This is a genomic window from Candidatus Korarchaeota archaeon NZ13-K (assembly GCA_003344655.1).
Classification (GTDB): Archaea; Korarchaeota; Korarchaeia; order Korarchaeales; family Korarchaeaceae; genus Korarchaeum.
In genome coordinates, this window is sequence record MAIU01000120.1 from 1 (window position 1) to 2,932 (window position 2,932).

Below are 2,932 nucleotides of genomic sequence, written 5' to 3' on the forward strand. Positions count from 1 at the left end.
ATTATAAGCTTCCTGGATCCTCTCCCCTCTATGAGGACATCCTGGAGGTCTAATCTTCATCCAAGATTATCCCCAGCCTCTTTGCCAGCTCCAGCGACTCCTTCTGGGAGCTCCTCAGTATCTCGTCAACCTCGTAGCCAAGCTGCTTGTAGTATATGGCCATCCTCCAGGTCGCCATCAAGTCTGCAAGCCTCGCTAATTTCGCCTCATAGCTTCCCATCGTCAGGTATTCCCTCAGGATCTCTGAAATCTCCTCTGGCAGGTTCATCCTGGCCATGGCCTCCTCCTCGAGCTCTTCCCTCTTCACCAGCTCCTTGGTCCACTTGGGGAGATCCCCGCTCACGCCCTCAGCCAGGTCGTGCACGAGTATCATCTTCAGCACCTTGCTCTCATTGAACACCCTGCCGCTAGCCCTTATCTTTGGGAAAAGATCAAGGGCTATCAGGGAGGCGATGAATGTATGCTGAGCGACCGTTTCGGCGAGGCATTGAGGTATGCCTGATTGCATCCAGCCGGTTCTAGCCAACCAGAGCACTCTCAATCCGTTATCCACCAGCATGTGCTTTCGATGATCACCGGATCAATTAAACCTTACCTGAGGGCCTTCACCTCATTCTTCATTAATATTTCTCCATTCTTCCGAATTTTTATCTTTTTATTTCTTAATAAATGGAAATGTATCATCATTGCATACCATTAATTTGATATTTGATATTTCTTTTTCGAGATGACTCGACCGAATGATTTTTAAGTGGGAACCTCCCATGGCTAGCGCCACGCCCGAGAACGGGAAAGGAGGCTACCGCATGACCGTGCTGAGTGAACCCATAGGTGCCCTCAGGCAGAAGGAAAATGAGCTAAAGCGGAGGATCGCTGAACTAAAGGAAAGCAGGAGAGCACTCATCGAGGAGTTAAGGGAGCTCAGGGCGAGGAGATCATCCCTCATAGAGAAGGTCAGGAGGGACCGGGAGACCTTCAGGGCCATGGTGGAGAGGAAGAGGACGCTGCAGGATGAACTAGCAAAGGTGAGGGAGGAGAGGAAGGAGTCTCTCGAGAGGTTCAGGGAGATAAGAGAGCAGGTCCTCAAACTGAAGGAGGAGTACAAGTACTTGGTCAGCTCCGTCGGAATGTCCGAGAGGGTTCTCAGGAGGAGGATAGCGAGGCTGGAGAGGAGGATAGAGACCTCACCCCTCAATAGAGATCAGGAGAGAGATCTTGTGATGCAGATAAGTCAGTATGAGGCCATGCTTCAGAACCTGAATAAGGCCAAGGCTCTGAAGAGGAAGATATTGGAGCTAATGACCGAGATGGAGAGGTGGAGGTTCTTCGTCAGGGACTCCGGGGAGAGGATAGGGAGGATAAAGGAGGAGCTAAACAAGCTTTACGATGAGATCACAAAGAAGAAGGAGGAGCTGGAAAGTGCAAATAAGGAGATAGATCTGCTCACCCAGCAAATAAAGGAGAGGAGTGAGAAGGTTGACAAAATCGATGAGGAGATGGACAGACTGAGGACGGACATGATGGGGGTGCAGGAGGAGATAAGGAAGAGGTTCGAGGCGACGCTTGAGAGCGGCAAGGAGGTGGAGAGGAAGTTAAAGGAGAAGCTGGCTGAGGAGGCCCTGGAGAAGTATAGGAATGGGGAGAAGCTCTCAATCGATGAGCTTAAGCTCTTGATGGAGATGGGTCTCCTCGAGAGGTCCGTCTAGCTTTTATTTTTGAGACCTCCGGTTCTCCGGGATGGAAAGGGGATACTTGGAGGAGAGGATACTCATAGTCTGCGTCGACAGGGACGATGACCTAGGGGTTAAGGCGGGGATAAGGGGACCCGTGATAGGAAGGGAGGCCAACCTGGAGGCTGCATCAAAGCTGGCCCTAGCGGATCCCACCGAGGCTGACTCCAATGCTATATTCGGGGCTGTGAAGGTATACGATGAGGCTAGATCCCTCTTCTCGGATCCCGGAACGGCCGTGGAGGTGGTCACGATAACGGGGCATCATCAGAAGGAGCTCCTGGCCGATGAGGAGATAAACAGGCAGATGGAGGAGGTATGCAGGCTATTCAGGCCCACCAGCATAGTGCTGGTGTCAGACGGAGCCGATGATGAGCTCGTGATCCCAATACTGATGAGGTACGCACCCATAAGGAGCGTGAGGAGGGTGATAGTTCAGCAGAGCAGGGAGATAGAGCACACCTACGTCCTGCTAAGGAGATACTTCGAGAAGCTCATGAAATCCCCCTCATCCAGATCAATATTCCTAGGGCTTCCCGGCGCAATCCTGCTGCTTTATGGAATCTTCTCGCTGATGGAGTTCCAGAAGTACCTTTACGTAGGGATATCCATTCTGGCCGGCCTCTTCTTCCTGGAGAGAGGACTCTCACTGAAGGACAGGCTAGCGAGAGGTGTGAGCTACTTCGGCAGGCATGTGGGATTCGCCTCACTGATCATAGGACTCATAGGGGTTGTGCTCACGGTCTCACTGTCTTACGCTAGGGCGCTCTCCCTGGCGTCCCAGGGCTACCCGATGGAAATCATACTGGCCAGGATCATGCAGGAGGCCAGCAGCTTCCTAGCGATATCCATGGCCATAATGTTCATCGGCAGCTCCATAGAGAGCTCAGCCAGAAGAATGGTGGACTCCTGCGAGAAGCTCATGATGACCGGTCTGGTGATCTCCTTCTGGATCTCCTTCTACTCCATAGGTCAGTACCTGGAGGGGAGCATAGGCCTGCTCCGCCTGATGGTCACTCAGCTAGGGGCCCTGATAGTCGCCATCTCCTCCTTCGTCATAACCCTCAGGCTCGCCGCCCTCCTGAGGAGGAGGGGATGGAAGTAGTATGTACCTGTCGCAGGCCTTCTTGAGGGCCGTGCTGAATCCGGGTTCTGCCCCTATCACCATGACCTCCTTCCCATTCTCCTTGGCCTTGTGGATG

4 protein-coding genes are annotated in these 2,932 nt (G+C 52.8%); 2 read left to right on the top strand and 2 right to left on the bottom strand.

The genetic code is table 11. The annotated features are described in order from the left end of the window. Positions 1-49: 49 nt before the first annotated feature. Positions 50-559 carry an HD domain-containing protein gene (locus tag BA066_07620; GenBank protein RDD52822.1) on the bottom strand — a complete coding sequence of 170 codons (510 nt, stop codon included), beginning with the start codon at positions 557-559 and terminating at the stop codon, positions 50-52. Positions 560-764: 205 nt separating this feature from the next. On the opposite strand from BA066_07620, the gene BA066_07625 reads away from it, so the two are divergent. Together BA066_07625 and BA066_07630 are read left to right on the top strand one after the other, a co-directional pair. Next, positions 765-1,706 (top strand): hypothetical protein, encoded by a 942-nt coding sequence (locus tag BA066_07625; protein RDD52823.1) that lies wholly within the window; start codon positions 765-767, stop codon positions 1,704-1,706. Positions 1,707-1,737: 31 nt separating this feature from the next. Further along, complete coding sequence (locus BA066_07630; GenBank protein ID RDD52824.1) at positions 1,738-2,835, top strand: DUF373 family protein; 1,098 nt, start codon at positions 1,738-1,740, stop codon at positions 2,833-2,835. Here the strand turns inward: BA066_07630 and BA066_07635 are convergent. Then, on the bottom strand, positions 2,752-2,932 hold a 181-nt coding region (locus BA066_07635; GenBank protein ID RDD52825.1), incomplete at its 5' end, for an NYN domain-containing protein. The genes BA066_07630 and BA066_07635 overlap by 84 nt on opposite strands.

Excerpts from the sequence above, each read along its gene's own strand:
- BA066_07620 (RDD52822.1), bottom strand. The coding sequence starts at position 559 with ATGCTGGTGGATAACGGATTGAGAGTGCTCTGGTTGGCTAGAACCGGC.
- BA066_07630 (RDD52824.1), top strand. The coding sequence starts at position 1,738 with ATGGAAAGGGGATACTTGGAGGAGAGGATACTCATAGTCTGCGTCGAC.
- BA066_07625 (RDD52823.1), top strand. The coding sequence starts at position 765 with ATGGCTAGCGCCACGCCCGAGAACGGGAAAGGAGGCTACCGCATGACC.